Below are 22645 nucleotides of genomic sequence, written 5' to 3' on the forward strand. Positions count from 1 at the left end.
TCCGTTCAGGTGACCCAGACGCCAGAGTCGTTGCCCGTGGAAGGATGCCCTGACAGATCGAACGGGGCCCTGGCCGCCGTCACCCGGCGTGACATTGCCGCTACAAATGCTAGTGCAGGATGCGGCGGACGTGCGGGCGCCCTGGTGAAGAAATCTCGGGTGAGGCGTAACAACGGGAGGGCTCGGACCACTTCCTGGTGTCAGAAGAACGACGCATCCCGAACGAAGGGGCTGGGCGGTGACGGATGATGCGCACCGGTTCACCGGCATGTACGACGAATGCCGGCAACGCGTGTGGGCCTACGTGGTCAGCCGCGCGGGCCGGCAGGTGGCGGACGAGGTGGTGAGCGAGACGTTCGCCATCGCCTGGCGGCGGCTGGACGACGTGCCCGAGCCGGCGCTGCCGTGGCTGCTCGGGGTCGCCAGGAACGTGCTGCGTGACAACGTGCGTGCGGAGCTGCGGCGGGAGGCGATGGCCGCCGAGCTGCGGGCCTGGACCGAGGGGGACGTGGCCGACCAGGTGACCGAGCGGATGGGGGTGCTGCGCGCGCTGGCCGCGTTGCAGGAGGACGATCGGGAGATCCTCGTCCTCGTCGCCTGGCACGGGCTGACGCCCAAGGAGGCCGCCAAGGTCATCGGCTGCTCGTCGGCGGCGTACCGCGTACGGCTGCACCGGGCGCGCAAGCGGCTCAAGCAGGCGATGGAAGCCGAGCCGGAAGGGCGCGTCCCCGAGCGGCCCAGGTCTCACGTACGGAACCTCAGCGAGGAGTGGTCATGAACCCCATCGACGAGCTTCGGGCCGCCAGGCCCGCGCACCTCGGCGACCGGCCGGTGGTGGATGAGCGGACGAGGGCCGTGGAGCTGGCCCGTGCCATGTCGCGGCCCAGGTCGGGGCCGGGGGAGAAGCGGCGGCGCAGGGCCGTCGTACGGCCCGCGTGGGGGTTGGGGCTGGCGGGGGCGGCGGCCGCCGCGGTGACGGCGGTGGCGGTGGTGATGTCGGGGAGCGGCGCGGCGCCCACGACGCCGCGCACGCCCGGCAGCGGGCAGGCGGCGGCGAGCGCGGGGACGAGCGCGGGGACGAGCGCGGGAACGGGCGGGACGAGCGCGCCGCGGGTGACGCTGTCGGCGCGGGACGTGCTGCTGGCCGCGGCCGAGAAGGCCGACCGGCAGGCCGAGGGCAGCGGCGACTGGTGGCGGAGCGTGACGGTGAACAGGCACCTGTACGCGGCCAAGAACGGCGGCTACCTGGTCATGGACCGGTCACACAGCGAGGGGTGGACACCCGAGGCCACCGGGGGCGACCAGTGGGCCCGCAGCCGGCAGCTCGGGGCCGAACCCGCCACCGAGGCGGATCGGCAGGCTTGGGAGCAGGCCGGGTCGCCGTCCGAGATCGAGGTCGTCGTCCCGGGGAAGGGCAGAGGGAAGGGCAAGTACGGGCCGATGACCCTGTCCACGTCCGCGGGGAAGGCCACGACCAGCCACACCCCGCTGGTGGACGGCGACAAGGTGTTCTGGCTCGGCAGGAACGTGACCATGAAGGAGCTGCGCGGGCTGCCGAGCGACCCGGGCGAGCTGAAGAAGTGGCTGATGGCCTCCTACGCGGGGCACGGGACCGAGTCCACCAGCGAGAAGATGTCGGGGGACGCGTGGCTGTTCAGGGTCAGCGTGGGGCTGATCATGGACATGCCCGTGACGCCGGAGGTGCGCGGGGCGGCGTTCCGCATGCTGGCCGAGCTCGACGACGTGAAGGTCACCGAGAACGTGACCGACGCCGAGGGGCGGCAGGGCACGGCCGTGTCGGTGGAGGAGCGCTACGAGGCGGGCGGGATCTCGGAGAACCGGCTGGTCTTCGACGAGGCGACCGGGCGGGCCCTGGCCAGCGAGTACGTGGTGGTGAAGCCGGGCGGGCTGCAAGCCGGCTTCGGGCCGGGCACTGTCTGGAGCTCCAACGCGCTGATCGAGGCAGGCTGGACGGACGACAAGCCCGCCTCCTGACGCCTCCCGGACCGCCGGCTCCCTACGAGGCCTGTCAGCCGCTCTGGCGGGCCTCGTCGTTGGCGTTCGTACGGATCTGCTGGATGCGCTGCTTGGTCAGCCCGAGCAGCTCGCCGATGTCGCCGTCGGACAGCCCCAGCTCGTGCATGTGCTTGACCCGCTTCTTCAGCGTCCGCGTGTAGTCCTCGGCGATCGCGGCCGCCTGGCGCTGGAGGGCGGCGAAGTCGTCGAGATCCTGCTCGGACAGGCCGGGCAGCGTGTAGTGGAAGACCGGCGACGGAGGCCGGTCCCGGTCGCCGAACAGGAACGGGAGCCCCTCGGCCACGTCCGCGTGCAGCTCCCTGAGCGTGCGCGCGGACATGCCGCCGGCCACGCCGTCCACCTGGGCCAGCCAGAGGTTGCCGGCCATGGTGACGTGGACGTCGACGCGGTCTGCGGTCATGGGTGCTCCAGTCAGTCCTTCAGCCAGCCCTCGCCGAACAGGTGTGCCAGCCCTCGTTCGAGGGAGTCCACCAGGTGCGGTGTCTCCCCGGGGTAGAGCGGGACGATCGCGCGGGCGGCGACCCGGCCCTCGGCGTCCCACAGCAGCAGGAACCGCTGCCGCCTGGTCGTCTCGGCCCAGTCGCAGCGCAGGCCGTGGTGGCGGGAGAGCCCGATGATCCGATCGCGGATGGCCGCGTAGTCGTCTCGTTCTACCACACGCGGCAGACTATATCCCTTGGCTACCAGCGACAATGGGTCTTGTCGGCATGATTTCGCCATGCGTGTTGGTTACTGGCCGCCCCAGGCTCGGACGAACGCGTCCACGGCGGCGACGGCCATCGTCCGCAGCTCCACGTCCTCCAGCTGGCGGGTGCCGAGCTGGGTGCGGGCCTCCAGCGGGCCGAGGAGCAGGGCCAGGAACTGCTCGGCCGCCAGGTCCGGATCCGCGGCCCGCAGGCGGCCGGCCAGGGCGAGGCGGGCCAGGCGGTCGGCGAGCGCCTGGTTGAGCCGGTCGGGGCCGCTTTCCCGGACGATGTCCAGGATGTCGGGGAAGTGGGTGACCTCCGAGTAGAGCAACCGGCGCAGCGCGCATGAGCGGCCGTCGGTGTGCAGGCGGAGCAGGGTGTGGGCGACCTCCTCCAGCGTGCCGCGCAGGTCGTCGCCGGTGGCCGCGAGCGGCTCCAGGGCGGCGATCCGCTGCTCCAGGATGCCGCGGGCGGCGGCCTCCAAGGCATGTCTGAACAGCGTCGCCTTGTCGGTCATGTGGTTGTAGACCGTCGGCTTGGCGACGCCGGCCTCGCGGGCGATCGACTGCACGCAGGCCTGCGCGTAACCCTCCCGGGCGAACACCGTGAACGCGCCCTCCAGGATCGCCTGCCGCTTGTCGATGCGGCCCCGCGTGGTGGTCATGTCCTCGATTGTACTCATGGGTTCAGCTTCATGGACGTAACGGTTGCATGCGGACGATTGAGGTAATTATGTTGAACCCATGAGTTCAAAACTGCGGTGGACGATCGCCGTGATCCTGCTCGGCGGGCTGCTGGGCATCCTCAACAGCACGATGGCCGCGGTCGCCACCGGCACCCTGGCCGCCGCCTTCGACACCTCGCTGAGCACGATCGGCTGGGCGTCCACCGGGTTCCTGCTGGCGGTGACGGCCACGATCCCGTTCACGACCTGGGCGGTCGACCGGTACGGAGGCAAGCGGCTGTGGGTGGCGGGGCTGGTGCTGTTCCTGGCGGGCTCGCTGGCCGCCGGCCTGGCCTGGAACGTGGGCAGCCTGATCGCGTTCCGGGTGGTGCAGGGCGTCGGGGCGGGGCTGCTCGATCCGCTCGTCCTGATCCTGCTGGCCAGGGCCGCGGGGCCGCGGCAGGCCGGGCGGGTGATGGGGCTGATGGGCGTGGTGCTGTCGCTCGGGCCGGTGCTCGGGCCGATCGCGGGCGGGGCGATACTCGGCGCGCTGACGTGGCGGGCGATGTTCCTGATCAGCGTGGCCGTCGGGGTCGTGGCGCTGGTGCTGGCGCTGCGCGTGATCCCCGCCGACGAGCCGGCGCCGTCCCGGGAGGCGGGCCCGTCGCGGCTGGACGTGGTGGGGCTGGCGCTGCTCGGTCCCGGGTTCGCCGCCGTGGTGCTCGCGCTGTCGCAGACGGCCGAGCAGGGGGCCTTCGGGGTGTGGCAGGTGCTGGCGCCGCTGGGCCTTGGGGTGGTGCTGCTGATCGGGTACGGAGCGCACGCCCGCCACCCCGGCCCGCTGATCGACCTGCGCCTGTTCCGCAGCCGGAGCTTCAGCGCCAGCGTCACGATCATGGGGCTCGGCGGCATGGGCCTGTTCGCCGGGCTGTTCGCGCTGCCCCTGTACTACCAGCAGGCCCACGGGCACGACGTGCTGGCGGCCGGGCTGCTCATGGCCCCGCTCGGGCTCGGCGGCTCCATCGCGATGCCGCTGGCCGGGCGGCTGTCGGACCGGCTCGGCGCGCGCGGGCTGGCCGCCGGCGGCGGGGTGGTGGCCGTGGCGAGCGTGCTCGCGCTCACCCGTATCGGCCCCGACACGCCGGAGGTGTGGCCGGCGCTGGCGGCGTTCACGTTCGGGCTGGGCAGCGGGTGCTTCAGCGCCCCGACGATGGGCTCGCTCTACCGGACGCTGCCCGGCCCCATGGTGGCGCAGGGCAGCTCGGTGCTCTACATGCTCAACCAGCTCGGCGCCGCGCTCGGCGTCGCCCTGGTGACGCTCGTCGTCCAGACCGCCGACAGCACGATCGCGGGGTTGCGCGGCGTCTTCTGGCTGGCCGTGGGCTCCAACCTGGTCGTCCTGGCCCTCATCCCGTTCCTGCCCGGCAAGGTCCGCGCGCCGGAGCCCGTACGAGAAGGAGCGCACGCGTGAAGACCCTGGTGATCACCGGCGGGACCGACGGGATGGGCAGGGCGCTCGCCCGCACGTACCTGGAGCGCGGCGACACGGTCGCCGTCGTGGGCAGGGACGCGGCCAAGGCAGTGCCCGGAGCGGTGTTCATCCAGGCGGACCTGAGCCTGGTCAGCGAGAACCGGCGGGTGATCGAGGAGGTCAACGCCAGGTTCCCGGCCGTGGACGCGCTGGTGCTGTGCGCGCGGTACTTCCGTACGCACCGGTTCGTGACGCGGGAGGGGCTGGAGGGCACGTTCGCGCTGGACTACCTGAGCCGCTTCCTGCTCAGCCACGGCCTCACCGCCCCCCGGATGATCGTGAACGTCTCGGGGCCCGGGCAGCCGGACGGGCGCATCCACTGGGACGACCTGATGCTGGAGCGCTCGTACGACGGCGTGACGGCGCAGTTCCAGGCGGGGAAGGCGAACGACCTGCTGGGTGTCGCGTTCGCCGCGCGGCACGGGGCGCGTACCCGGTATGTCTTGATCCATCCGGGCGGGGTCTCGACGAGCGTCGCCGGCGAGTACGACGCCGCGACCGCCGCGCACGTGGAGGCGCTCAAACGGCACGGCCTCCCGGTCGAGGAGGGCATCAAGCCCATCGTGGCCCGCATCGACGACCCGCCGGCCGCGCCGCTGACCGCCTTCATGCGCCACCGCCCGATCGGCCTGGACCTGCCGTCCTTCGATCCGGGGGCGGCGGAGCGGCTGCACGCGCGGACCCTGGAGCTGATCGATCCGGAAGGCGGTCGGGAGAAGCCGGAGACCGAGCAGTACGGCAACTGACGCTAAATCGGTTGCGGGGGTATGAGAAGTCTGGCCAGATAGATCGCGTTCGGAGTGTGACCGGGAGGAGGCGATACGGGATGGCGTACAACGAGGTGACGGGAACGCGGCGTCCGCTGCGGATGTGGGCGGAGCCGGAGACGGTCGAGCCGCAGGCGATGCAGCAGCTTCGCAACGTGGCGAACCTCGAGTGGGTTCACGGTGTCGCCGTCATGCCGGACGTGCACCACGGCAAGGGCGCGACGGTGGGCTCGGTCATCGCGATGCGGGACGCTGTCTCGCCTGCGGCCGTCGGCGTGGACATCGGGTGCGGTATGACGGCCGTGAAGACGTCGTACCAGGCTGCTCGGCTGCCCGACAACCTGGCCTACCTGCGCGGGAAGCTCGAGCAGGCGGTCCCGGTCGGGTTCGGGCACCACAAGCGGCCGGTCGACCCGGGCCAGGTGCACGGGATGAAGCCGGCCGGGTGGGCGGAGTTCTGGAAGGGCTTCGACGACCTGGCGCCGGCCGTGAAGGCGCGGCGCGAGCGGGCCGAGGTGCAGATGGGCACGCTCGGCGGCGGCAACCACTTCCTCGAGGTGTGCGCGGACGACGAGGGCTGGGTCTGGGTCGTGCTGCACTCCGGGTCGCGCAACATCGGCAAGGAGCTGGCGGAGCACCACATCGGGGTGGCTCGCGGGCTGTCGCACAACCAGGGGCTGGTCGACCGGGACCTGGCGGTCTTCCTCGGCCGCACGCCGGAGATGGACGCCTACCGGCGCGACCTGTTCTGGGCGCAGGACTACGCGCGGCGCAACCGGGCGCTGATGATGGGGCTGGTGTGCGACGTGCTGCGGCGGCACCTGCCGGACATCGCGTTCGACCAGCCGATCTCCTGCCACCACAACTACGTGGCGGAGGAACGGTACGACGGGGTGGACGTGCTCGTCACCAGGAAGGGCGCGATCCGGGCCGGTTCCGGGGAGCTGGGGATCATCCCGGGCTCGATGGCCACCGGGACGTACATCGTCAAGGGCCTGGGCAACGCGGCGGCGTTCAACTCGGCCTCGCACGGGGCGGGGCGGAAGATGAGCCGTACCAAGGCGAAGAAGACGTTCACCGTCAGGGACCTGGAGGAGCAGACGGCGGGGGTGGAGTGCCGTAAGGACTCCGGGGTGCTCGACGAGATTCCGGGTGCGTACAAGGATCTGGAGTCCGTGATGGCGGCGCAGACGGATCTGGTGCAGGTGGTCGCGCACCTGCGGCAGCTCATCTGCATCAAGGGCTGAGCGGCGGCCGGCCGAGCGGATCGACGCTCGCCGGCCCCGTCCGAGGTCGTGCGGGGGCCGCGATCAGACCATGTACTGGTCGTGGCGGCGGTAGAGGTCGGTCCACTCCTCCTCACTGAGTTGCCGCCCGCTGCCCACGATGTCGGCCAGCTCCTCGAAGTAGCCCTCGCGAGGAGCACCGGGGGCGAACAGCACCAGCATCGTGGCCGGTCCGTGCGAGTTGCGGAAGGCGTGGATCCCGCCCGGGGGGACGTGGAAGAAGTCGCCGGGGGAGTGGTCGGTCCAGGCTTCGCCGTCGTACAGGCTCACCGTTCCGTTCAGGATGAAGAAGGACTCGGAGAAGGTCCTGTGGAAGTGCGCTCCTCCGCCTGACGGCGCGGCGCCCATCTCCCAGCGGTAGAGCCCGTAGTGGCCGCCGGTGTTCGCGCCGGTGGCCAGATAGTGCACTCTCGTACGCTCGCCGATCAGCAGGTCAGGTGCGGCGTCCGCAAGGTGGAACCTGCCGGTGGTCTCGCCCTTGTCGCCCAGGTAGAGCGCGGCCGGATATGACATTCGTCCTCCTCGTCGGTGCGGTGCCGGCCCAGCCTCGCACACGCGTGGGACGCCGCTGCGACCCAGCCGCCCGGAGGCGGCGGGCGGCGCGAACCGGCAGGTCCGCTCCAGCGGCACCTTTTCCCTGCACGAGTCGTCGCCTGCCATCGCCAGGTGACATCCCGATGGCGCGGATCGCTGAGAGAGCGCTCCCCGAGAAGGGAGGGTGCGGGGCGGGCGGACAGTCAAGGTGAGAGTGGGTCGAGGTTGCTCGGGGTGCCAGGCGGGCACTCGGATGGCCGGAGTGCGGAACTCTGATACTTGCTGGTAGCAGGGCAGAAAAGGCTTCCGACGCGGGGTGGGGGCGTGCTCTGCAGCGGGTCACGGAGGTTTCTGGAAAGTTAACTCACACCTTGACAGAAGTCGGCTGCGCGAGCACTCTCCTTCTCAGGGAGCGCTCCCTCGAATCGAACCCCCAGTTTGACGGAGACGTTGTGACCCCACTCTTACGCCGTCTCGCGGCGTCCGTCGCCCTCGTCGTCACCGTGTCGCTGCTGTCGGTGCCGCCCGCCCACGCCGCCGACCCGCTGCTGTCCCAGGGCAAGCCCGTCACCGCCTCCTCCACCGAGAGCGCCGCCGCCTTCCCCGCCTCCGCCGCCGTGGACGGCAACCCCGCCACCCGCTGGTCCAGCGCGTTCTCCGACCCGCAGTGGATTCAGGTGGACCTCGGCGCGACCGCCACCGTCAGCCAGGTCGAGCTGAGCTGGGAGGCCGCGCACGCCACCGCCTTCCAGGTGCAGGTGTCCACCGACGGCGCCACCTGGAGCAACCTCTACTCCACCGCCGCCGGCACCGGCGGGAACCAGACCCTGTCCGTGTCCGGCAGCGGCCGGTACGTCCGCGTCCACGGCACCCAGCGCGCCACCCAGTGGGGCTACAGCCTCTGGGAGTTCAAGGTGTACGGGACCGGGGGCGGCGGCTCCGGCGGCGAGCGGCTGCTGTCGTACAACAAGCCCGGCGTCGCCTCCAGCTCGCAGCACGACGGGAACTGCTGGGAGTGCACCCCGGCCAGGGCGTTCGACCTCGACCCCGCCAGCCGGTGGGCCACGGCGGCCTGGTCGGACCCGGGCTGGATCCACGTGGACCTGGGCGCGACCGCCCGGATCAGCAAGGTCGTGCTGCAGTGGGACCCCGCCTACGCCAGGTCGTTCCAGATCCAGACCTCCCCTGACGCGAGCACCTGGACCACGATCTACAGCACGACCACCGGCACCGGCTTCAAGCAGACGCTGAACGTCAGCGGCACCGGCCGCTACGTCCGCATGTACGGCACCCAGCGGGCCGGCGCCTACGGCTACAGCCTGTGGGAGTTCCAGGTGTACGGCACCGGTGGCGCCCCCACCGACCCGCCCGCCCCGCCCCAGGACCCCGCCGACCCGCCCGCCCTGGTGTGGAGCGACGAGTTCAACGGCGCCGCCGGCACCAAGCCCGACGCCGCCAAGTGGCGGGCCGATCCCGGCACCGGCCCGAACAACGAACTGGAGTACTACACCGACCACGACAACGCCTCCATGGACGGCCAGGGGCACCTGGTCCTGGAGGCCCGCAAGCAGGCCACGCCGGGCTCCACCTGCCCGGCCGACCCGCTCACCGGCAGCACCACCTGCCAGTACACCTCCGCCCGGATGAACACCGGGACGAAGTTCCACTTCACCTACGGCCGCGTCGAGGCCCGGATCAAGGTGCCCAAGGGCAACGGCCTCTGGCCGGCGTTCTGGATGATGGGGGCCGACTTCCTGACCGGGCGGCCGTGGCCGTACAACGGCGAGATCGACATCATGGAGGTGCTCGGCAAGGACGTGAAGACGTCCTACTCGACCGTGCACGCGCCCGCGTACAACGGGGGTGGCGGGGTCGGGTCGCCGTACACGCTGCCGGACGGCGCCGACTACTCCGGCGACTTCCACGTCTGGGCCGCCCACTGGGACAGCAAGGGCATCGTCTACACGCTCGACGGACGGACGGTGTTCACGATCAGCAAGGACCAGGTGGAGCAGACGCGCGGCCCCTGGATCTTCGACCACCCCTTCTACATCATCCTCAACCTCGCCGTGGGCGGCGACTGGCCGGGGCCGCCGAACGCCGCCACGCCCTTCCCGTCACGGATGTTCGTCGACTACGTGCGGGTCTACCGGTGACCCGCGTCAAGGGAGCCGCCATGCGGATCTTAGCCCTGTTGTCACTGCTGCTCGGCACGTTCGTGGTGGCCGCCCCGCCGCCTGCCGTGGCAGAGCCCGTACGGGTGGCGGAGTTCCTCGCCGACTGCCCGTTCAGCCACCGGCTGCCCGACGACCCGATCGTCTTCCCCGGCCTGCCGGGCGCCTCGCACATGCACAGCTTCTTCGGCAGCCGTGTCACCAACGCCCACACCCAGCTCTCCGACCTGCAGAACGGCGCCACCAACTGCAACCCGGCCGTGGACACGTCGTCGTACTGGGTGCCGACCCTCTACCGGGACGGCGTCCCGGTGGAGCCGGCCATCGTCACGTTCTACTACCTCGGGGAAGGAGTTCGGGACGACATCATCGCCAGGATCCAGCCGCTGCCGCTGGGGTTGCGGATCGTGGCGGGCAACGCCAAGGCGACCGGGCCCGACAGCACGACCATCTCCCGGTGGTCGTGCCTGCACGCCGGGCACGTGGGGGCCTCCAAGGACTTCGTGAACTGCCCGTCGGGCACCATGCTGGAGTCGTACCTGGACTTCCCGCAGTGCTGGAACGGGCGGGACCTGGACTCCGCCGACCACAAGAGCCACATGGCCTACCCGGTGGCGGGGGCGTGCCCGAGCACGCATCCGGTGCCGGTGCCGAAGCTGCGGCAGGTGATCCGGTACCCGGTGAGCGGGGATCCGTCCCGATTCCGGCTGTCGTCGGGCGGCGGGTTCACGATGCACGGCGACTTCTTCAACGCGTGGCCGGTGGCCGAGATGGAGCGGCGGGTGCGTGACTGCATCCGGCCGATCATCAAGTGCGGCGCCGACGGGCGTCCTTCGTAGGTGCCGAGCACGTCCGGGGCGGGTGCGTGCCCGCCCCGGGCCTGTCTCGTTCCCGGGCGGGTGTCCCGCTCGGAGTCGTTCGCTCAGGAGGGCGGTCGTGGCGGTGTCGCGGCGGTTGGTGTGCTCGGTGTTGCTGGTGGCTGTGTCGGTGGGGTGCTCACCTGCTGAACGGGACGTTGTCCCCGTTCCTGCAGGCGCCACGACGCGGCCCGGCGTCCCCGCTCCCGGAGACGTCACGGCGTCCGGCGGGGTCCCTGCTCCGGAATTCACCACCACCGACGTGGCGTGGTTGCAGCTCACCGATGCCCTGCACGCGCGGGCCCTGCCCCTGCTGGAGCTGGCACCGCAGCGTGCGGCCAGCCGATCGCTGGCCGGCCTGGCCGTACGGCTCGGCAAGGCGCACGAGGCGGGACGCGGCCGGTTGCGGGCCCTGCTCGCCGAGGCCGGGGTCACCGGTGAGAACCCGCACACCCGGCACGACATGCCCGGCATGCCCACGGCGGAGGAGCTGAAGACCCTGGCGGGGCTGCGTGGTAAGGCCTTCGACCGGCGTTTCGCCGCGTTGCTGCGAGCGCATCTGAGGCAGCTCGTGCTGGTCGCGAACGGCGAGCGGGACTCGGGCGGTGCGGCGGCGGCGCGGGAGCTGGCGGAGAGGATGGCGCGCGAGCACAAGGATGATCTCGCCGAGCTGGATCGGGCCGTCGCCGCGTAGGTTGAGGGCATGGAGATCGGGGAGCTGGTGGGTGCGGGGCGGAGCGCCGACGTGTACGCCCTCGGTGACGGGCGGGTGCTGCGCCGTTACCGGGTCGACGCCGACGCCGGCCGTGAGCTGGAGATCATGGCGCATGTGGCCGCGCACGGGTTTCCCGTTCCTGAGGTCTTTCCCGGCGAGAGCAGCGCCACCGACCTGGTGATGGGACGGGTGTCCGGGCCGACGATGCTGCAGGCCCTGCTGGACGGGAAGATCGGGATCGAGGAGGCGGGCCGGACCCTCGCCTGGCTGCTGCGACGGCTGCACCGGATCCCGGCCCGGGTGTCCCGCGATCCCCGCGACCGGATCCTGCACCTGGACCTGCATCCCGACAACGTGATGCTGACGCCGGACGGGCCCGTGGTGATCGACTGGTGCAACGCCGGGGACGGGCGGCCCGCGCTGGACTGTGCCCTGTCGGCAGTGATCCTCGCCCAGGCGGCCGTGGACGGTGAGAGCGAGCTGGCGCCGGCGGCGCGGGCGGCGGTCGCCGTCCTGGTCGGGGAGCTGGGCGAGGACCTGGACGCGGGCGGCCCGCTCGACGACGCCAAGGCCCGGCGCGCCGCCGACCGGGGGCTCACCACGCACGAGGTGAGCCTGCTGGACGAGGCGGTGGCGCTGATCAGACGGCTGGCTGCCCCTGGGGTCAGGTGAGCCGTCGCGCCGGCGGCGCCCATGAACCCACGGGTGGTGGCGGCACCGGTGCCCTCAGGTGTCAGCGCCAGGCGCCCTTGGCGGCCGCTTCCCCGGCGAAGGTCTCGAAGGACTTCGGAGGGCGGCCCGTCACCTCGCTCACCGTGTCGGCGACAGGCTGGTCGCCGAGGGCGCGTAGGGAGCCGAACGCCTTGGCCGCGTGGATCGACTCGCCGGAGAAGCCGTTGGCCGCGATGTAGTCCTCGTCGCCGCCCAGGTAGCGCACCTCGCGGCCGATGGCCCGGCCGATGATCTCCACGGCCTCCCCGAACGCCAGCGAGCCGGGCCCCGTGAGGTCGTAGGCGCGCCCCGCGTGACCGTTCCGCGTGAGGGCCGCGGCGGCGACGGCGGCGATGTCGTCGGCGTCGACGAAGGCCTGGCGCACGTCGCCGAGCGGGATCAGGACCTCTCCCGCCATGATCGCGGGCCGGAAGAAGCCCTCGTCGAAGTTCTGGTTGAACCAGCTCGGCCGAAGGATCGTCCACTCGGCGCCGCTGCCGCGCACCGTGCGCTCGGCCGCCAGCAGGCGCTCGTCGCCCATGGCCTCGATGGCGCCGCTCGACAGCAGCACGATGCGCTCGACGCCCCGCTCCACCGCCAGTGACACGAACGCGGGATCGACCGGGACGCCGTCGGGCGCCATCAGGTAGAGGGCCGACGCGCCCGACAGGGCCGGCTCCCACGTGCCGGGCTCGGACCAGTCGAACGTGGCCTGGCCGCTCCTGGAAGCGCCCCGTACGGTGTGGCCGGCGGCGCGCAGCTGCTCCGCGACACGACGGCCCGTGGAGCCAGTGGCACCGAGGACGAGGATCATCACATCGCCTGTCATGCCCCCAGGCAAGCAAAGGGCACCGACAGAACGCGTCAATGGCGCCCCGGGGCTCAGAAGAAGCGGGCGCTCTGGACGTACTCCATGGCCTTGACGAACGCCGGGTCGCTCATGCGGCGGGCCATCTCCTCCTCCGAGACGTCCTCGACCCGGGTCTGGATCCACCACAGGTTGCCGAACGGGTCGCGCACGCGGCCCACCCGGTCGCCCCAGTACAGGTGGGTGACGTCCGTGATCGACGTGCCGCCCGCCTCGACGGCGCGGCGGTGGGTGGCGTCGGCGTCGGGGACGTACAGGCGCAGGAAGGCGGGGGTGGCCGGCCAGCCGGGCGCGGAGTCGAAGAGCATCACGATCGCGTCCCCGATCCGCACCTCGGCGTGTCCGATGCGGCCCTTCTCGTCCGTCACGCGGCCCAGCTCGACGGCGTCGAACGCGGTCTCGAGGTAGCGGATGACGCCGGCCGTGTCGGCGTTGATGATCCACGGCGTGACGGTGGTGTAGCCCTCGGGAATCGACACGGTTCCTCCAAGAAGAAGTGCGGATGCGTGCCACCGACGGTAGGACGCGAATAGGTCAGGACTTGTCCCACTTGTCGGGCATTGTGGAATTCATGAGCGAGTCCCGCCTCCTGGCCCTGTTGTCGCTGCTCCAGACCCCGCGCGAGTGGCCGGGCAGCGAGCTGTCGGAGCGGCTGGGCGTCAGCCGCCGCACCGTCAGGCGTGACGTGGAGCGGCTGCGCGACCTCGGCTACCCGGTCGAGGCCACCATGGGGGCCGCGGGCGGGTACCGGCTGGTCGCGGGCGCTGCCATGCCTCCGCTGCTGCTGGACGACGAGGAGGCGGTGGCCATCACCGTGGGCCTGTCCACGGCCGCCCGGCATCCGGTACAGGGCATCGAGGAGGCGTCGGTGCGGGCCCTGGCGAAGCTGGAACAGGTCCTGCCCGCGCGGCTGCGTCATCGGGTCAGGTCCCTGGGCGGCGCCACCGTGCCCATGCCCGCGCTCGACGGGCCGCAGGTGGATCCCGGCAGGCTGACCGCCCTGGCGGTGGCCGTGACGGGCAAGGAGCGGGTGCGGTTCACCTATCGGACGAACGACGGCGCCACGAGCAGGCGGCTGGTGGATCCGCATCGGCTGGTGGCGGCCGGGCGGCGCTGGTACCTCCTGGGCCACGACCTCGACCGCGACGACTGGCGAATCTTCCGCATCGATCGCATCGACGAGCTGCACCCCACGGGAGGCAGGATCACTCCGCGCGAGCCGCCGGCCGGCGACGCCGCCGCCTACGTGGCGGACAAGCTGTACTCGTCGGCGCCCACCTACGAGGCCGTCGTCACGGTGCACGCACCCGCGACGGAGCCGCTCAGGAGCCTGGGCGAGGTCACCCCGATCGGGGCGGGGCTCTGCCGCCTGCGCATGCACGCCGACACCCTCGACTGGCTGGCCTTCCGGCTGACGACGCTGGACTGCGAGTTCGAGGTGCACGAACCGGCCGAGCTCACCGCGCACCTGCGCCGGCTGGCCGCCCGGCTCACCCGTGCCGCTGGAGGCCGCTAGCCGAAGGCGTCCCGCAGCCCGCCGATCGGGAGCGTGCGTCCATGCCCTGATGGCGGGCCGGGGCGGTTACTCCGTCCAGGCCGCCGTGGCGTCGATGCGTTCGCGCCACAGCTTCTCCCCGCCCCCGCCCGGCTCCCACCGGGTGCAGAAGTCGAGCAGGCCGCGGCAGCGCTCGATCATGAACGCGTGCCGTTCGGCCCAGGACGGGACGGGGTCGCCGTACGCGGTGAAGAAGTGCGACAGCAGCGGTACGTGCTCGGGATGGTGGCTGCGCACGATCCACTCCACCCAGGCCAGGTCCTCCACCGGCCGCCCCGGGTGGGCCCACTCCCAGTCGAGGATCGCGGCGGTCTCGAACGTGTCGGGGTGGAACAGCATGTTCTGCGGCCCGTAGTCGCCGTGCACGATGCCGAGCCGGTGGATGCGCGCCAGCATCCGCCCGCACTCGGTGAACACCTCCACCGCCCGGCCGTCGTCGAGGAGGTCCTGGCCGTGGGAGCCGTCGACGAAGCGGGTGGTCAGGCTCGTGGCGGTGACCTGATGGACCCGGGGGACCGGGAGGCGGCCACGCAGGCGCCGCAGGTATCTGCTCTCCGTGCTCAGCCTGAACGCCGCCTCGGGCCCCTCGTAGCACTTCACGACCAGGGCGCCGTCGCCGAACGTGCTGTTGGTGTACCCGTGCTTCACAAGGGACGATTCTGACGCATCCGCACCCCTGCCGCGTGCCTCGGCACGCCATCCGCGCGGCTCCGATACACGATGTAAGGGCGGAACAAATACCCCAACGGGGCGGAAAGTGCGTGCACCAAGCGGCTGAACGGGAAAAGTACGAACAGCACCATCCCGATCAGCGTGTGCACCTTGTAAAGACCGCTCGCGTGCCCCATCGCCTCCGCGTCGGGCCGCAGCACGAAGATGCCGCGGAACCAGGGCGCGACCGTGGTCCGGTAGCTCACCTCGCTCGGCACGAACCCCGCCACCGTCGTCACCACGCCCGCGACGATCGAGGCCGCGAGCACCGCGTACATCACCTTGTCGTTGACCGTGGTCGCCAGGAACACCGGGCCGTTGGTGCGGCGGCGGTAGATCAGCAGGGCCAGCGCCACCAGTGTGGCCACGCCCGCCAGGCCGCCCCAGACGAGCGCGTTGGCGTGGTACGCCTCGTTGGACAGGCCGATGGCGTTGGTCCACGACAGCGGGATCAGCAGGCCGGTCACGTGGCCGACGATCACGACCAGCAGCCCGTAGTGGAACAGCGGGCTGGCCACGCGCAGCAGCGGGCTCTCGTAGAGCTGGGAGGAGCGGGTGGTCCAGCCGAACTTGTCGTACCTGTAGCGCCAGATCAGCCCGCCGATGAAGATCACCAGGGTGACGTACGGCGCGACGACCCAGAGCATGCTCTCCGCCCAGTTCACCGGTAACCCCCCACGCTCTCGGCCGGCGGCCCGCCCGCGGCCAGGCGGGCCGCCCTGGCCCGGTCGGCGGGGGTGATCGGGGGCAGCGCGGCGCAGACCGTGCCGATCACGTGCCGGTACGGCGAGTCGCGCTCGGTCAGGGCGGAGAGCAGGAGCTCCAGCCCGGCCCGGTGCTCTTGCAGCAGCGCGGCGCCGGAGGGGTCGCACGCGGCGAACTCCAGCATGACGGGCAGGAAGTCGGGCAGCTCGTCGTCCATCAGCTCCCAGCCCGCCGCGCGGTAGCGCTGCTTCAGCGCCGCCAGCGACTCGCCGCGGCGGCGGGTGTCGCCGTCGGTGTAGTACGTCAGGTAGAGGCAGCAGCGCCGCTGCAGGTCGAACGTCTCCACGTAGTGCGCGGCCAGCTCGCCGGGGCCGAGCTCCGCGACCAGGGAGAGGAAGGTCGTGAAGTGCGGCTCGGCGGCCTCCTTGATCAGCGGGAGGCGGCGCCAGAACCGTTCGTCGGGGTAGGCGAGCAGGTGGGCTGCGGCCTGCCAGATCACCGGCCGGGTCATGGGACCTCCCGCTTCGGGGGCGCCTGCCGGCTCGCGGTGCGCTTCATGGGCTCCTCCGCTTCGGTGGGAAGAGGCCCGCGGGGGTGCCGCGGCCGTCCCAGTTGAGCAGGTTCACCCGGTCGTGGGTGATCTCGCTGCTCGTCTGGCGCTCCTTGAGGCCGTGGAAGTTCTCGATCGCGACCGGCACGGGACGGCCCGACGCCTCGCCGAACGGCTGCTGCATGCCGGGCCCGCCGTCGTAGTCGAGGCTGCAGCCGCCCTCCTCCACGACGCCGGGCACGTTGCCGTACGCGGTCGGGATCACGTACCGGTCCTCGTACTTGGCCAGCGCGAGCAGCCGGTACATGGCCTCCAGTTCCGGGTCCTCCGGCGGCCGTTCGCCCAGGTTGACCGCCCGCATGTACGACCGCATCTCCGCCAGCCGGCGCAGCGCGAACGTCACCGGCGCCGGGTCCCCCGCGGTGAACAGCTCGGCCAGGTAGCCGATGGGGATGCGCAGCGCCTCGATGGCCGCGAACAGGTTGTCCGCGTCCTCGCCGTCGTGGCCGGTGGTGGACAGGGCGTCCACGACGGGGGAGAGCGGCGGGACGTACCAGACCATGGGCAGGGTGCGGTACTCCGGATGCAGGGGCAGCGCGATGCGATACCTCTTGATCAGGTCGTAGACGGGCGACCTGCGGGCCGCCTCCAGCCAGTCCGACGGCAGCCCGGCGGCCTCGGCGTCCGGGCTGTCCGGGTCGATGAACAGGTCGAGCTGCGCCTCGTACAGGTCGCGCTCGTCCGTCACCGAGGCCGCCTCCGTGACGCGGTCGGCGTCGTACAGCAGCACGCCGAGGTAGCGCAGGCGGCCCACGCACGTCTCCGAGCAGACCGTCGGCAGCCCCACCTCCACCCGCGGGTAGCAGAACGTGCACTTCTCGGCCTTGCCGGTCTTGTGGTTGAAGTACACCTTCTTGTACGGGCAGCCGGTCACGCACATGCGCCAGCCCCTGCACCGGTCCTGGTCCACCAGCACGATGCCGTCCTCGGCCCGCTTGTACAGGGCGCCGGACGGGCAGGAGGCCACGCACGACGGGTTCAGGCAGTGCTCGCAGATGCGCGGCAGGTAGAACATGTACGCCTGCTCGAACGACAGCTTGACCTGCTCCGACACCTTCGCCAGCACGGGGTCGGGGCCGGGGTCGCCGCCGAGGTTGTCGTCCCAGTTCGCGCTCCAGCCGATCTTCACCGGCTCGCCGCTGATCAGGGACCTGGGCGGCGCGACGGGGACGTCATCGGAGAGCGGGGCGTTGGTGAGGTTCTCGTAGTCGTAGGTCCAGGGCTCGTAGTAGTCCTGGATGGAGGGCATGAGGGGGTTGGCGAAGATGGTCAGCAGCTTGCGCAGGCGGCCTCCGGCGCGCGGCTTGAGCCTGCCCCCGCGGGTCAGCTCCCAGCCGCCCTGCCAGCGCTCCTGGTCCTCGTAGCGTCTGGGGTAGCCCTGGCCGGGGCGGGTCTCGACGTTGTTGAACCAGACGTACTCGACCCCCGGCCTGTTCGTCCAGGTCTGCTTGCAGGTGACCGAACAGGTGTGACAGCCGATGCACTTGTCCAGGTTCATCACCATGGCGATCTGAGCCATCGGCCTCATCAGTACCTCACTTGTTGTGACCTGCGCCGGATGGCGGTGATCTCGTCGCGCTGGTTGCCGGTGGGGCCCAGGTAGTTGAAGGCGTACGAGAGCTGGGCGTGGCCGCCGATCAGGTGCGTGGGTTTGATGAGGACCCTGGTCAGCGCGTTGTGGATGCCGCCGCGCCGGCCCGTGGCCTCCGACTTCGGCACGTCGATCAGGCGGTCCTGGGCGTGGTACATGTACACGGTGCCCTTCGGCATGCGGTGGGAGACGATGGCGCGGGCCACGACGACGCCGTTGCGGTTGACCGCCTCGACCCAGTCGTTGTCGGCGATGCCGAGGTCGGCGGCGTCCTCGACGGAGATCCAGATCGTGGGGCCGCCCCGGGAGAGCGAGAGCATCAGCAGGTTGTCCTGGTACTCGGAGTGGATGGACCACTTGCTGTGCGGGGTGAGGTAGCGCAGGGCGCCGCTCTCGCCGTACAGCGCGGCCAGGTCCAGCGGGGGCCGGTAGATCGGCAGGGCCTCGCCGTACTCGTGCATCCAGTCGTGGTCGAGGAAGAAGTGCATGCGGCCGGTCAGCGTGTGCCAGGGCTTGCCGTGCTCGACGTTGATCGTGAAGGGGGAGTAGCGGCGGTCGTGCGCCTCCTTGCCCGACCACTCGGGGCTGGCGGCGACGTGCACCGGCCTGGCCTGGGTGTCGCCGAAGACGATGCGGTGGCCCTCGTGGGTCAGGCCGTCGAAGCTCGCCCCCGTACGCTGGGCGAGCTGGCGGAAGCCCTGGGCGGCCAGCCTGCCGTTGCTCACGCCTGACAGGGCGAGGATCGTCTCGCACGCCTTGGCCGCGGTGTCCAGTTCCGGCCTGCCCTTGGCCGCGCCGCGCGGCACCAGGCCGCACCGCTGGCCCAGCCAGACCACCTCCTCGTCGGGCAGGAACGTCACGCCCTTGACCGGGATGCCGAGCTTCTCCGTGAGCGGCCCCAGGGCGGCCAGCTTCTCGGCCGTGGCGCCGTAGTCGCGCTCCACCACCTTCAGGCCGAAGCCCGTGCGGCCGGCGAGCTCGGTGGGGGTGTCGTGCTGGTGCGCCACCGCGACGACGTCCCTGCGCACGCCCAGGTGGTCCCTGGCCAGGTCGCTGAAGGCGCGGGCGATGGCGTGGAAGGTGGCGAAGTCGGTCCTGGTCTCCCAGGGCGGGTTGATGGCCGGGTTGAAGGCGTGCACGAACGGGTGCATGTCCGTGGAGGACAGGTCGTACTTCTCGTACCAGGTGGCGGCGGGGAGCACGACGTCGGAGAAGACCGTGGAGCTGGTCATCCTGAAGTCCAGGGTGACGAGGAGGTCCAGCTTGCCCTTCGGGGCGTCCGGGTCGGGGCTCTCCAGGTTGGAGCGGGCGCCGAGGAGGTGGTGCAGGAAGTACTCGTTGCCCTTGGCGGAGGAGCCGAGGAGGTTGGAGCGCCAGAGGGTGAGCACGCGGGGCCAGTTGCGCGGGTCGTCCGGGTTCTCGGCGGCGAGCTTGAGCCTGCCCGCTTCGAGCTCGGCCCTGGTGTACGCGACGGGGTCGTCGGCGTCGCCCAGGTCGAGCGGGTTGCGGTCGAAGGCGGGGGCCATCGGCATCCAGCCGTTGCGCACCGACTCCGTCACGAGGTCGGCGGTGTGCTTGCCGGTGAAGTTGCCCCTGGCCAGCGGGCTGGCCAGCGCGCCGGCGTCGAAGCGGTCGTAGCGCCACTGGTCGGTGTGCAGGTACCAGAACGGGGTGCCGGGGACCTGCCTGGGCGGTCTGGCCCAGTCGAGGGCGCCGGCCATGAGCTGCCAGCCGGCCAGGGGGCGGCACTTCTCCTGGCCGACGTAGTGCGCCCAGCCGCCGCCGTTGCGGCCCTGGCAGCCGGTCAGGAGCAGGAGCGACAGGAACGCGCGGTAGATCGTGTCGCCGTGGAACCACTGGGTGGTGCCCGCGCCCAGGATGATCATGCAGCGGCCCCGGGTGGTCTCCGCCGTCCTGGCGAACTCCCTGGCGATCTTGATCGCGCGGGCGGCCGGGACGCCGGTGATGGGCTCCTGCCAGGCCGGGGTGCAGGGCTGGGCGGGGTCGTCGTAGTCGCTGCCCACGCCGTACTGGGCCAGGAGGAGGTCGAAGACCGTGGTGACCGTCCTGCCGGCCACCTGGGCGGTGGGCACGCGCCTGAGCAGGGAGTGGCCGCCGTCGAAGCGGGGGAGCAGGACCTCCGCCTCCTCGCCACCGCGCAGGGTGAGCTTCGGGGACGTGTCCAGGTTCAGGTTCCAGTGGCCCATGCCGGAGTCGGTCCAGCGGAAGCCGGCCGAGCCGTTCGGGACCACCGGCTCGCCGGTCTCCTCCGACAGCAGCACGGTCTTCCACCCGGCCGCCTCCTCCTGGGAGCCGAGGTCCTGCGCCGTGAGGAACCTGCCGGGCACGTGCGCGTCGCCGCGCTCCTCCAGCGTGACGAGGAACGGCAGGTCGGTGAAGCGCTTGACGTAGTCCGTGAAGTACGGCGTCTCGCGGTCGACGAAGAACTCCTTCAGCAGCACGTGCCCCATCGCCATGGCCAGGGCCCCGTCCGTGCCGGGCCGCACCGGGAGGAACTCGTCGGCGAACTTGGCCGCGTCGCTGTAGTCGGGGGAGACCACCACGACCTTCTGGCCCCGGTAGCGGGCCTCGGCCATCCAGTGGGCGTCAGGGGTGCGGGTGACGGGCACGTTGGAGCCCCACATCACCAGGTACGCGGCGTCCCACCAGTCCGCCGACTCCGGGACGTCGGTCTGGTCGCCGAACACCTGCGGAGAGGCCACCGGGAGGTCGGCGTACCAGTCGTAGAAGGAGAGCATGGCGCCGCCGATCAGCGACACGAAGCGGGCGCCGGTGGCGTGGGAGACCATGGACATGGCCGGGATGGGGGAGAACCCGGCAATCCGGTCGGGGCCGTACGCCTTGATGGTGTGGACGTGGGCGGCGGCGATCAGCTCCGTGGCGAGCTCCCACGAGACGCGCACGAGGCCGCCACAACCCCGGGCGCTTTGGTATTTTTCCCGCTTTTCCGGATTTGTCGTGATTTCGGCCCAGGCGGCCACCGGGTCGCCCAGCCGCTGCCTCGCCTCGGCGTACATCTCGACCAGGACACCCCTGGCGTACGGGAAGCGGACCCGGGTCGGCGAGTAGGTGTACCAGGAGAAGGCGGCGCCGCGCGGGCAGCCGCGCGGCTCGTACTCGGGCCGGTCGGGGCCGACGCTCGGGTAGTCGGTCTCCTGCGTCTCCCACGTGATGATGCCGTCCTTGACGTACACCTTCCACGAGCACGAGCCCGTGCAGTTCACGCCGTGGGTGGACCTGACCACCTTGTCGTGGCTCCAGCGGTCGCGGTAGAAGGCGTCGCCCTCCGTGCCGCCTTTCAGGAAGAGGGTGTGCAGGTCGCCGCTGGTGGTCGACCGGCGTAGGAAGCGGCCGGTCTTCAGCAGGAGGTCCTCGGCGGTCATACCCCCACTTCATCACAGAAGGTGACCCTCTGTTACACAGGGTGTATGTCTGAGCTTCGTAAAGGTTCTGAGCTGGGTAAAGGTCAGGTGCGGAACCTGGCTCTGGCCACGGTGGCGTTCGCGGTGACGTTCTGGGCGTGGAACCTCATCGGGCCGCTGTCCGGGAGCTACAGCAGGATGTTGCACCTGTCGCCGACGCAGACCTCGCTGCTCGTGGCGATCCCCGTGCTGGTCGGCTCGCTGGGGCGGATCCCGATCGGGATGCTGGCCGACCGGCTCGGCGGGCGGCGCATGTTCGCGATCATCTGCTTCGTGTCGATCGTGCCCGTGCTGTTCGTGGGCTGGTCCGACTCGTACGGATGGCTGCTGTTCTGGGGGTTCCTGCTCGGCGTTCCCGGCACGTCGTTCGCGATCGGGATCCCGTTCGTGAACGCCTGGTACGAGCCGGAGCGGCGCGGATACGCGACCGGCGTGTTCGGGGCGGGCATGGGCGGCACGGCGCTGTCGGCGTTCTTCACCCCGCGCCTGGTCGAGGAGTTCGGCCGGGCCCAGGCGCACCTGCTCATGGCGGTGGTGCTGGTGCTGATGGGCATCGTCATGCTGGGCGGCAGCCGCGACTCACCCCGCTGGTCGCCCGCCACCGGCTCCGCGCTGCCACGCATGCGGGAGGCGCTGAAGATCAAGGCGACCTGGCAGTGCGCGTTCCTGTACGCGGTGGCCTTCGGCGGGTTCGTGGCGTTCTCCACCTACCTGCCGACGTTGCTGCAGAACGTCTACGACTTCGCGCAGACCGACGCCGGGCTGCGTACCGCCGGGTTCTCGATCGCCGCCGTGCTGTCCAGGCCGCTCGGCGGGACGGCCGCCGACCGGATCGGGCCCGTCAAGGTGCTGGCGATCTCGTTCGCGGGAACCGCGCTGATGGCGCTCGTGCTGACGCTGGAGCCGCCCGTCGAGGTGCCTGCCGGGCTCAGCTTCGTGCTCATGGCGTTCTTCCTCGGGCTGGGGACCGGCGGGGTGTTCGCGCTGGTGGCCCAGGTGGTGGAGGCGTCCAGGGTGGGGACCGTGACCGGGCTGGTCGGCGCGGCCGGAGGGCTGGGCGGGTACTTCCCGCCGCTCGTCATGGGGGTCGTCTACGCCGCCACCGGCGCGTACACCGTGGGTTACGTCCTGCTGGCCGTCACGGCGGTGGCGGCGCTGGTGTACACCTTGCGGGCGTTCTCGCGATGACGAAAATGGTTT

22 protein-coding genes are annotated in these 22645 nt (G+C 71.2%); 11 read left to right on the plus strand and 11 right to left on the minus strand.

The window, feature by feature from the left end:
• Positions 1-238 precede the first annotated feature (238 nt).
• Positions 239-778: an RNA polymerase sigma factor gene (locus AB0I79_RS25445; RefSeq protein WP_357877038.1), complete on the plus strand. Its 540-nt coding sequence runs from the start codon at positions 239-241 to the stop codon at positions 776-778.
• Positions 775-1995 (plus strand): CU044_5270 family protein, encoded by a 1221-nt coding sequence (locus AB0I79_RS25450; protein ID WP_357877041.1) that lies wholly within the window; start codon positions 775-777, stop codon positions 1993-1995. The genes AB0I79_RS25445 and AB0I79_RS25450 overlap by 4 nt, the downstream gene beginning before the upstream one ends.
• Before the next feature lie 34 nt (positions 1996-2029).
• Here the strand turns inward: AB0I79_RS25450 and AB0I79_RS25455 are convergent, their stop codons facing one another.
• From AB0I79_RS25455 to AB0I79_RS25465, 3 genes are all read right to left on the minus strand, one after another.
• Complete coding sequence (locus AB0I79_RS25455; RefSeq protein WP_185100881.1) at positions 2030-2437, minus strand: hypothetical protein; 408 nt, start codon at positions 2435-2437, stop codon at positions 2030-2032.
• Between the two features lie 11 nt (positions 2438-2448).
• Complete coding sequence (locus AB0I79_RS25460; protein ID WP_357877044.1) at positions 2449-2694, minus strand: hypothetical protein; 246 nt, start codon at positions 2692-2694, stop codon at positions 2449-2451.
• Between the two features lie 72 nt (positions 2695-2766).
• A complete protein-coding gene (locus AB0I79_RS25465; protein ID WP_357877047.1) occupies positions 2767-3387 on the minus strand; it encodes a TetR/AcrR family transcriptional regulator in 621 nt (206 codons plus the stop codon).
• 79 nt (positions 3388-3466) lie between these two features.
• Here AB0I79_RS25465 and AB0I79_RS25470 point away from each other — a divergent pair, with 79 nt between their 5' ends.
• The 3 genes from AB0I79_RS25470 (at position 3467) to AB0I79_RS25480 (ending at position 6932) form a co-directional block, all read left to right on the plus strand.
• A complete protein-coding gene (locus tag AB0I79_RS25470; RefSeq protein ID WP_357877050.1) occupies positions 3467-4858 on the plus strand; it encodes a DHA2 family efflux MFS transporter permease subunit in 1392 nt (463 codons plus the stop codon).
• On the plus strand, positions 4855-5664 hold the full coding sequence (locus AB0I79_RS25475) for an SDR family NAD(P)-dependent oxidoreductase (RefSeq protein WP_357877053.1): 810 nt from the start codon (positions 4855-4857) through the stop codon (positions 5662-5664). The genes AB0I79_RS25470 and AB0I79_RS25475 overlap by 4 nt, the downstream gene beginning before the upstream one ends.
• Before the next feature lie 80 nt (positions 5665-5744).
• Positions 5745-6932 carry an RtcB family protein gene (locus tag AB0I79_RS25480; RefSeq protein WP_357877056.1) on the plus strand — a complete coding sequence of 396 codons (1188 nt, stop codon included), beginning with the start codon at positions 5745-5747 and terminating at the stop codon, positions 6930-6932.
• 63 nt (positions 6933-6995) lie between these two features.
• Here the strand turns inward: AB0I79_RS25480 and AB0I79_RS25485 are convergent, their stop codons facing one another.
• Positions 6996-7484: a cupin domain-containing protein gene (locus AB0I79_RS25485; RefSeq protein ID WP_357877059.1), complete on the minus strand. Its 489-nt coding sequence runs from the start codon at positions 7482-7484 to the stop codon at positions 6996-6998.
• 473 nt (positions 7485-7957) lie between these two features.
• Between AB0I79_RS25485 and AB0I79_RS25490 the strand changes: the two genes are divergently transcribed.
• From AB0I79_RS25490 to AB0I79_RS25505, 4 genes are all read left to right on the plus strand, one after another.
• On the plus strand, positions 7958-9661 hold the full coding sequence (locus AB0I79_RS25490; RefSeq protein WP_357877062.1) for a discoidin domain-containing protein: 1704 nt from the start codon (positions 7958-7960) through the stop codon (positions 9659-9661).
• Positions 9662-9681: 20 nt separating this feature from the next.
• Positions 9682-10518, plus strand: coding sequence for a DUF1996 domain-containing protein (locus tag AB0I79_RS25495; RefSeq protein ID WP_357877065.1), 837 nt, complete (start codon positions 9682-9684; stop codon positions 10516-10518).
• Positions 10519-10798: 280 nt separating this feature from the next.
• Positions 10799-11230: a DUF305 domain-containing protein gene (locus tag AB0I79_RS25500; protein WP_357877068.1), complete on the plus strand. Its 432-nt coding sequence runs from the start codon at positions 10799-10801 to the stop codon at positions 11228-11230.
• 9 nt (positions 11231-11239) lie between these two features.
• Positions 11240-11923: a phosphotransferase gene (locus AB0I79_RS25505; protein ID WP_357877071.1), complete on the plus strand. Its 684-nt coding sequence runs from the start codon at positions 11240-11242 to the stop codon at positions 11921-11923.
• Between the two features lie 61 nt (positions 11924-11984).
• Here the strand turns inward: AB0I79_RS25505 and AB0I79_RS25510 are convergent, their stop codons facing one another.
• Both AB0I79_RS25510 and AB0I79_RS25515 read right to left on the minus strand, forming a co-directional pair.
• The gene (locus AB0I79_RS25510) at positions 11985-12791 is read right to left on the minus strand and encodes an NAD(P)H-binding protein (protein WP_357877074.1); all 807 of its coding nucleotides are present in this window, start codon (positions 12789-12791) and stop codon (positions 11985-11987) included.
• A gap of 53 nt (positions 12792-12844) precedes the next feature.
• The gene (locus AB0I79_RS25515) at positions 12845-13309 is read right to left on the minus strand and encodes a VOC family protein (protein ID WP_357877077.1); all 465 of its coding nucleotides are present in this window, start codon (positions 13307-13309) and stop codon (positions 12845-12847) included.
• Between the two features lie 92 nt (positions 13310-13401).
• Here AB0I79_RS25515 and AB0I79_RS25520 point away from each other — a divergent pair, with 92 nt between their 5' ends.
• Positions 13402-14346: a YafY family protein gene (locus AB0I79_RS25520; protein WP_357877080.1), complete on the plus strand. Its 945-nt coding sequence runs from the start codon at positions 13402-13404 to the stop codon at positions 14344-14346.
• Between the two features lie 66 nt (positions 14347-14412).
• On the opposite strand, the gene AB0I79_RS25525 is transcribed toward AB0I79_RS25520, so the two are convergent.
• The 5 genes from AB0I79_RS25525 to AB0I79_RS25545 are packed head-to-tail and all read right to left on the minus strand — an operon-like array spanning position 14413 to position 21406.
• Entirely contained in the window at positions 14413-15033 is a 621-nt protein-coding gene (locus AB0I79_RS25525; protein WP_357877083.1) for a phosphotransferase, read from the minus strand.
• Positions 15030-15761, minus strand: coding sequence for a respiratory nitrate reductase subunit gamma (narI, locus tag AB0I79_RS25530; protein WP_357877086.1), 732 nt, complete (start codon positions 15759-15761; stop codon positions 15030-15032). Before narI ends, AB0I79_RS25525 begins: the two co-directional genes overlap by 4 nt.
• A complete protein-coding gene (gene narJ, locus AB0I79_RS25535) occupies positions 15758-16312 on the minus strand; it encodes a nitrate reductase molybdenum cofactor assembly chaperone (protein WP_357877089.1) in 555 nt (184 codons plus the stop codon). The genes narI and narJ overlap by 4 nt, the downstream gene beginning before the upstream one ends.
• 43 nt (positions 16313-16355) lie before the next feature.
• Positions 16356-17939, minus strand: coding sequence for a nitrate reductase subunit beta (gene narH, locus AB0I79_RS25540; RefSeq protein WP_357877092.1), 1584 nt, complete (start codon positions 17937-17939; stop codon positions 16356-16358).
• Positions 17939-21406 (minus strand): nitrate reductase subunit alpha, encoded by a 3468-nt coding sequence (locus AB0I79_RS25545; RefSeq protein ID WP_357877095.1) that lies wholly within the window; start codon positions 21404-21406, stop codon positions 17939-17941. The genes narH and AB0I79_RS25545 overlap by 1 nt, the downstream gene beginning before the upstream one ends.
• Before the next feature lie 45 nt (positions 21407-21451).
• On the opposite strand from AB0I79_RS25545, the gene AB0I79_RS25550 reads away from it, so the two are divergent.
• Positions 21452-22633: an MFS transporter gene (locus AB0I79_RS25550; protein WP_357877098.1), complete on the plus strand. Its 1182-nt coding sequence runs from the start codon at positions 21452-21454 to the stop codon at positions 22631-22633.
• Positions 22634-22645 lie beyond the last annotated feature (12 nt).

The sequence above is a fragment of the Nonomuraea sp. NPDC050202 genome (assembly GCF_040656115.1).
Classification (GTDB): Bacteria; Actinomycetota; Actinomycetes; order Streptosporangiales; family Streptosporangiaceae; genus Nonomuraea.